The following is a 7620-nucleotide window of genomic DNA, read 5'->3' as shown; positions in this document are numbered from 1 at the left end:
ATTTTCCTCACGGGTGGGGAGGGGGGGGAAGGGTGCTAAATACACCAAGTCTCATCAAAGAAGGAGGCTTTCACAATTATTGAAAATACTAGACATCATAACCCTCAAAGAAGTATATAAAAAATCCAACAAAGAACTCTTAGAATACACAGAAACAGGCACATCACCTACATTATTCAAAGAAGAGTTTGAAGAAAACAAAAGAAAAATCGTTCAAAGCTTAAACAAAATAAAAGATTTAGGCATAATCACTTATTGGGACGAAGAATATCCAGATTTATTAAAAAACATCAACGACCCTCCAGTAATTCTTTACTATTTGGGTGATCCATCGCTCTTAAAAAGCAAAACGGTCTCGATTGTTGGAACAAGAAAAGCCACAGATTACGGAAAATCTATATGTATTGAAATCGCCAAAACCTTGAGCAGCTACACCATAGTAAGTGGAATGGCCTATGGAATCGACTCAATAGCCCAAAGAAACGCCAAAAAAACAATAGCTGTTCTTGGAAACGGGATAGACATAATATATCCAAAATCCAACGAATCACTCTACAACAAAATAAAAGAAGAAGGGCTAATAATATCAGAATACTTTCCAGGTACCAGGGCTACAAAGTACACTTTCCCATATAGAAACCGTATAATCGCAGCTCTATCTGAAAAAACCATAGTAGTTGAAGCTGCTAAAAAAAGTGGATCATTGATAACCGCAAGATACGCACTCGATTACGGAAGAGAAGTATTAGCCGTACCAGGGGATATAACAAGGCTGAATTCATACGGGACGAATTATTTAATCTACTCTGGTGCCACACCAATAATCTCTTTACAACACCTTAAGGAATTAGTTGGAATATCAAACTTAGAAGAAGAAAGTTCCTCTCAAAGTATCGAAGAAATGGCACTAAAAGAAAAAATATTAACACTAATAAACCAAGGAAAAAATAACTTAGACTCACTATGTGAAAACTTAAAAGAAGATGTTTCTTCTATATTATCCACAATTATGCAGTTGGAAATAGACGGGAAGCTCTCGCAAGAAAATGGCACATACTTTACAATAAACTAACAAAAATCCTTTTCCCTTTTGGATAGGGGCTTAGGGGGAAACCCTTTCCCCCTTCCGTTGAAGAGTGGGGAGCGGGGTGAAAGGTCGCTAATAAAAAAGGAGGCGGCAACACATGCCAATACTGACAGAAAAAGAAATAAATATGCTTGTTAACGCTGAGTGCCACGACCCATTCATCTATTTAGGTCTAAGAGAATTAGACAAAGAAAACTTAGTCATAAGGGTTCTTCAACCTTTTGCAAAAGAAGCATATTTGATTTCTAAAAACACCACTGTCAAACTCGATAAAATCCACGAAGCTGGACTCTTTGAGAAAAAGATTCCAGGCTCTCAAATATTTGAATACGAAATAAAATGCACAGATTACAACAGCCATACTTGGACTTACAAAGACCCCTACTCTTTTTTGCCGGTCATATCTGAATACGACAGATATCTCTTCAACGAAGGAAACCATTACAAAATATACGAAAAACTAGGTGCGCATCCAATGAAAATAAATGGGATCGAAGGGGTTTTATTCTCAACGTGGGCACCAAACGCCAAAAGAGTCAGTGTTGTTGGAAATTTCAACAATTGGGATGGAAGAATTCATCAAATGAGGGTCTTAGGCCAATCTGGAATATGGGAAATCTTCGTTCCCGGTGTTGTTGAAGGAGACTTATACAAATTTGAAATCAAAACCCAAAATGGAGACCTCTTACTAAAAACAGACCCTTACGGGACTTACTTTGAAGTAAGGCCCAAAACAGCAGCCATTGTATACGATATACAAAACAAACACACATGGAACGACTCCAAATGGATGGAAGAAAGAACAACCAAAAATTGGCTAAAAGAACCAATGTCAATCTATGAAGTCCACTTGGGATCATGGTCAAAAAAAGAAGAAAATCAATTTCTAAATTATAGGGAACTAGCGGAAAAGCTTTCAGAATACCTTAAGGAAAACCATTTTACCCACATAGAACTATTACCTGTTAGCGAACATCCCTTAGACATCTCTTGGGGATACCAGGTAACAGGTTACTATGCTCCAACAAGCAGGTTTGGAAAACCGGAGGACTTCATGTACTTTGTCGACAAAATGCATCAAGAAGGTATAGGCGTCATCGTTGACTGGGTCCCTGGTCACTTTCCAAAAGACGCACATGCTTTGGGAAGATTCGATGGCACAGCCCTTTATGAACACCTTGACAGCAGATTGGGAGAACACAAAGACTGGGGAACCTACATATTCAATTACGGAAGAACCGAAGTTAAAAACTTTCTACTGGCAAACGCTTTATTTTGGTTGGACAAATACCACATCGACGGATTAAGGGTAGACGCCGTAGCTTCAATGTTATACTTAGACTACAGCAGACAAGATGGAGAATGGATTCCCAACAAATACGGTGGACGAGAGAATCTTGAAGCTATTGATTTCATCAAGCACCTTAACACCGTTGCCTATCAATACTTTCCAGGAATTGTAACCATTGCAGAAGAATCGACAGCATTTCCCGGAGTAACCACCCCGGTTCATGCTGGAGGTTTAGGCTTTGCATTCAAATGGAATATGGGCTGGATGAACGACACCTTAAGATATTTTAGTAAAGACCCGATATTTAGAAGATATCACCAAAATGATCTTACTTTCTCTCTAGTATACGCTTTTTCTGAAAACTTTATCTTATCTATCTCACATGACGAAGTTGTACATGGAAAAAGATCTCTTTTAGAAAAAATGCCAGGTGATGACTGGCAAAAATTCGCCAACTTAAGGCTCTTTTACTCCTACATGTTCGCTCATCCTGGGAAAAATTTACTCTTTATGGGAAGTGAAATAGCTCAAAGAAAAGAATGGGATTGCTCTTACAGTTTAGACTGGCACCTATTGCAATACGAACCACATAAAAAGACACAACAATTTTTAAAAGATTTAAATATTCTTTACAAAAATCATCCTGCATTGTTTGAAATTGACTTCAGTTACGAAGGTTTCGAATGGATAGATTTTAACGATTCTGACAACAGTGTAATATCCTTTATAAGAAAATCAGAAAACGAAGAGGAAATCATTGTCTGTGTCTTCAATTTCACACCAGTGCCAAGGGATAACTATAGGATAGGCGTGCCAAAAAAAGGAGTATACCAAGAAATATTGAACACCGACTGGACACAATACTACGGAAGTGGGGTCGACAATCCAAAAGAAGTATACTCCCAAGATATACCCATGCACGGAAGAGAACAATCCATAATACTCACACTACCACCTCTCGGTGGACTATATTTCAAATACACTATAAAATAAACACCTTTTTCTTCACGGGCGGGCAGCGGGGCGAAGCCCTTTCCAACTTCCTTAAATGGGCGGGCTGCGGGGCGAAGGGGCGCAAATAATGACTAAGCGCAACTTACATAAAAACCATAAAAATCATTCTCCAAAAGCAAGAAATTGTTTTTAATGGGTCAAAGGGCGAAGCCCTTTTGCTGATTTCTGAAAAAAAGTTTTTTTAGAATAAACTTAGATTTTGAACTTGGGGATCTTAAGGGGGGACCCCTTAATGGCCAAGGGTGGGGAGCCGGGGAAGGGCGCTAAAAGCTACAAAAGGAGGCAGTTATGAAAGCAATAATCCTTGCAGGAGGCTCAGGAGAAAGATTCTGGCCTCTATCAAACTCAAAAACACCAAAACAATTCCTAAAACTCTTTTCAGATAAAACTCTCATAAGAGAAACCTATGAAAGAATGCGATACAAAATGGAACCCACTGATATATTCATCATTACAGCAGAAAAATATCAACAATTAACGATGAAAGAAATTCCAGAAATCCCTAAAGAAAACATCATCTTGGAGCCAATTCCAAGAAATACTGCACCAGCCTGCATGATAGGAACTCAAATAGCCCAAGATGATGAAATTGTAACAATACTCCCTGCCGATCATTACATTCCTGACAAATCTAAATTTTGGGACACACTATCTGAAGCAATACAAGGAGCTCAAAAATACGTTGGACTATTTACCTTAGGTATAAATCCAACCAGGCCAGAAACAGGCTATGGCTATATAGAAGCAGGAAAAGCAATAAACAACTCAACATACAAAGTTAACTCATTCAAAGAAAAACCAGACCCTGAAAAAGCTAAAATCTTTCTATCAAAAGGCAACTACTATTGGAACAGCGGAATGTTCATATGGAAAAAAAGCACATTTTTAGAACAAATGAAGAAACATTCTCCTGACATTTATAATCAACTCATAAACATCTCCCCTTGGGACACTGATAGATTAAGAAAAATCATGCCGAATATTGAAAAAATAAGCATCGATTACGCCCTATTAGAACGCTCAGATAACGTTTATGTAGTAAAAGCAGATTTTGTTTGGTCTGATGTAGGAAACTGGGTATCTGTAAGAGAACTGTTAGGATACTCAGATAACGACGAAAACGTTGAAGTCATAGATGGGAAAAATGTATTCGTTAAATCAGATAGATTTGTGGGAATAATCGGGCTATCAAATATTATAGTCGTTGAAGGAGACAACGGTATCTTAATTACAAAAGAAGAACACTCACAAGACGTCCGAAAAATAGCCGAAAAATTGAAAAAAATAGGGAAATTTTAAAAAATGTGGGGTCTTCAGAAAGGAGCCCTATTACTTTTCCTTAGTTGGGCAAGCAACGGGGTGAAAGTGCTAAAGCCCTTTTTCCTTATGGACGATGAGCGGGGCAAAGGGGCGCAAATAGCGACTAAGCACAGCTCACATCAAAATAAATAACTTTTAAAAAGAAAGAAGAAAGGAAAAAAAGAAAAGAAAATTGAAAAGATTTTCAAAAAGGTTGAGAATTAATTACGAGGTGATTCATTATGATGGTTGGAATACTAATAGCCTTTTTAATTGGCATTTTCATAGGATTAAAAGGATGGCTAAAATGGTTGAAAAAAATAAAACCCGTTTTATGGTCAACGGTTTTACTGCTCTTTTTTATGGGTTATGAAATTGGCAACGATGATACTTTGCTTTTTCAAATTAAAGAAATTGGATTCACCGCTTTATACATAGCGGTTTTTTCAATTATCGGAAGCATTCTTTTCACTTCTATTTACGAAAAGTTCTTTAAAAAGGAGAAAACTAAATGATATTGTTATTATCTGCAGTCGTTGCTGGAATAATATCAGGCATCTATTTTAACGTTTATATCCCGAACAATCTAACGACCATTTTACTAATGTTTTTAGTATTTAGTGTTGGGGTTGACATAGGAAGTGAAGAAAAGATACTCTCAAAATTAAAAATTAATATGAAAAATATACTTTTTCAATCAATATTAACTATATTAGGAAGTCTTATTTTTGGTTCCTTAGCAATATTTTTTACGGACTTGAATTTAAAAGAAGCTTTAGGGGCTTCTGCAGGATTTGGTTGGTATTCTCTTTCAGGGGTTATGATAAGCAATCTCTATTCTCCTGTTTTGGGGGCAATTTCTTTCACTGCAAATGTAATTAGAGAAATTTTAGCAATAATTTTAATTCCTTTAGTTGCTAAATGGTCCCCTTTAGGAGCAGCATCAATTGGAGGGGCTACTTCAATGGACACAATGCTTGGAGTAATAGCAAAAAGCACCAATAAAGAAACTACTCTAATAGCCTTTGGACAAGGAGTAATTCTTTCTCTTTCAGTTCCTGTCCTCATAACAATAATTTTTTAGAATGATTATGATTTTTGATTATTATCAAATAGATCACCAAAATTTGAATTTTACACATTAATAGTGTATAATTATAGTGTACTTTTAAAAAGGTACTTACACTTTTCGTTTAGTAAGTGCACCCGTTTTAGAATTCTTACGTTTTTGTAACTGTCAAACTCAGGACACAAAATCTTTAAAACTTATTAAAATAACATTATTACTGGCTTTGGCAAAATTCAAGGTTTCTTTCGTAAAACCGTTTTTCGAGAAAAGTATATAAAATTTATTCTCAAAATGAAATAAAGCCCCTTTATCCATAAGTTTTTTAACTACCGACATGTCTAACAATGTATTTTGCCATTTGCATTCACCAAGAAGAAGGTTTTTCTTATCGTAGGCTACTATATCGATTTCTTCTTCTATTTTTTTAATGGGGTTATTGCCCCACCATTTTCCAATATTTTCAAAAACGAATGGTAATTTACCCTCGACATTCATTTTCTTCAGGATTTCAACTGAAATGTCTTCGAAAATGGGGCCTATGTACTCATTCATAAATGGCTTTATTTTATTTTTTATGACGAAATCCGCCAATCCTTGTTCAATTAATGCTTTGTTTTTAAAAACAAACCTATACCAAAATTTAAAGAAATTATCCTTAATCTTGAAAATACTACCCCTGCTTTTTCTACCAATCGGTTCAGGTTTTATTCTTTCAACGATCTTCAGATCAATCAAGGTTTCCAAATACTTAGCCACTTTGGAATTATCGAAACTGATTCTTGAGGAAATTTCATTCAATTTTCCGTTTCCTTCTGCCAAAGCTTCTAAAATAGAATTGTAAATCAAAGGCTCCCTTAATTCTTGCCTTAGCAAGAATGTAGGTTCTTCGTTAAGATACGATGATTTAAATAATATTTTTTGTTTTATATTTTCATAAACGTCCACCTTTTCATCAAAGGTGAACAAGTATTGTGGTGTGCCCCCTAAAACACCGTATGTGTTGACTTGTTCCTCCCAAGAATATTTTGGGAAAAACTTTCGACTGTCAAAAAAACCAAAAGGGGTAATCTCAAATTGTGCGGTTCTTCTCCCATACAATGGGCTTTTATAACCCAAGACTTCATTTCCCATAAAACTGACATATGAACCACAGATTATCAAAAATAATTTGGTGTCTTTCAAACTATGATCTATCAATTTCTGTAAAATCGATGGAATACTACGATTCGCATTTACTAAATATTGGAACTCATCAATTACTATTACTAATCTTTCTTCTCTTGTTCTACTGGCAATAAAGATGAAAGCTTCTTCCCAAGAATTAAACCCAGTTAACCCCCTTAGATTGAAAAATGAAAACACCTCTTTAGAAAATTTTTCTAATGAAACACTATCTACTGACTCGTTGGCTACAAAAAATATAAAAGGCTTTTCTTTGCAAAATTCCAAAAGTAAGGTGGTTTTTCCAACCCTTCTTCTACCATATACAACAACAAATTGGAATTTGTCTTCTTTATATAGTTTGTTTAAAGCTGCTAATTCTGATTCTCTGCCAATAAACATGTAAGTCACCTCTATAACTTACTCGTAAGTTACTAACTCATGAGTAAGCAACTCTAAAGTTAGTAATATTATACCACAAAATTATGGTTTTGGTGAAAAGACTATTATTTTTTTACAAAATATACTATAAAACCTATTATACGTGAGCTATATGATAAGATAACACACTTTCAAAAACATATGGTATAATTAAATTTACAAAGAAAACAATTTACCCCTCTTATGAGCGGGAAGCGACAATTAATTTTAAAAAGGTCACAGGGCGCTTTTCCTCACGGGCGGGGAGCGGGGTGAAAG

General features: G+C 35.7%; 6 protein-coding genes. 5 read left to right on the top strand and 1 reads right to left on the bottom strand.

Annotated features, from left to right (window positions below):
* Positions 1-79 precede the first annotated feature (79 nt).
* The 5 genes from dprA (at position 80) to AA80_RS06550 (ending at position 5775) form a co-directional block, all read left to right on the top strand.
* On the top strand, positions 80-1072 hold the full coding sequence (dprA, locus tag AA80_RS06570; RefSeq protein WP_166667771.1) for a DNA-processing protein DprA: 993 nt from the start codon (positions 80-82) through the stop codon (positions 1070-1072).
* Between the two features lie 112 nt (positions 1073-1184).
* Positions 1185-3371: a 1,4-alpha-glucan branching protein GlgB gene (gene glgB, locus AA80_RS06565; protein ID WP_103876993.1), complete on the top strand. Its 2187-nt coding sequence runs from the start codon at positions 1185-1187 to the stop codon at positions 3369-3371.
* A gap of 309 nt (positions 3372-3680) precedes the next feature.
* Positions 3681-4691, top strand: a complete 1011-nt coding sequence (locus AA80_RS06560) for a mannose-1-phosphate guanylyltransferase (protein ID WP_103876992.1) — start codon at positions 3681-3683, stop codon at positions 4689-4691.
* A gap of 242 nt (positions 4692-4933) precedes the next feature.
* Positions 4934-5206, top strand: coding sequence for a LysO family transporter (locus tag AA80_RS06555; RefSeq protein WP_103876991.1), 273 nt, complete (start codon positions 4934-4936; stop codon positions 5204-5206).
* Entirely contained in the window at positions 5203-5775 is a 573-nt protein-coding gene (locus AA80_RS06550; protein ID WP_103876990.1) for a LysO family transporter, read from the top strand. Before AA80_RS06555 ends, AA80_RS06550 begins: the two co-directional genes overlap by 4 nt.
* 159 nt (positions 5776-5934) lie before the next feature.
* Here AA80_RS06550 and AA80_RS06545 read toward each other — a convergent pair whose 3' ends face one another.
* The gene (locus tag AA80_RS06545) at positions 5935-7323 is read right to left on the bottom strand and encodes an ATP-binding protein (protein ID WP_103876989.1); all 1389 of its coding nucleotides are present in this window, start codon (positions 7321-7323) and stop codon (positions 5935-5937) included.
* Positions 7324-7620 lie beyond the last annotated feature (297 nt).

This window comes from Petrotoga sibirica DSM 13575, assembly GCF_002924625.1.
Taxonomy (GTDB): Bacteria; Thermotogota; Thermotogae; order Petrotogales; family Petrotogaceae; genus Petrotoga; species Petrotoga sibirica.
Note: the sequence above shows the minus strand (reverse complement) of the source record. Positions and strands in the feature narration are given on the sequence as shown.

Bases quoted from the DNA above. Each gene is read 5' to 3' on its own strand.
- AA80_RS06545 (WP_103876989.1), bottom strand. From the start codon at position 7,323: ATGTTTATTGGCAGAGAATCAGAATTAGCAGCTTTAAACAAACTATAT.
- AA80_RS06560 (WP_103876992.1), top strand. From the start codon at position 3,681: ATGAAAGCAATAATCCTTGCAGGAGGCTCAGGAGAAAGATTCTGGCCT.
- glgB (WP_103876993.1), top strand. From the start codon at position 1,185: ATGCCAATACTGACAGAAAAAGAAATAAATATGCTTGTTAACGCTGAG.
- AA80_RS06555 (WP_103876991.1), top strand. From the start codon at position 4,934: ATGATGGTTGGAATACTAATAGCCTTTTTAATTGGCATTTTCATAGGA.
- AA80_RS06550 (WP_103876990.1), top strand. From the start codon at position 5,203: ATGATATTGTTATTATCTGCAGTCGTTGCTGGAATAATATCAGGCATC.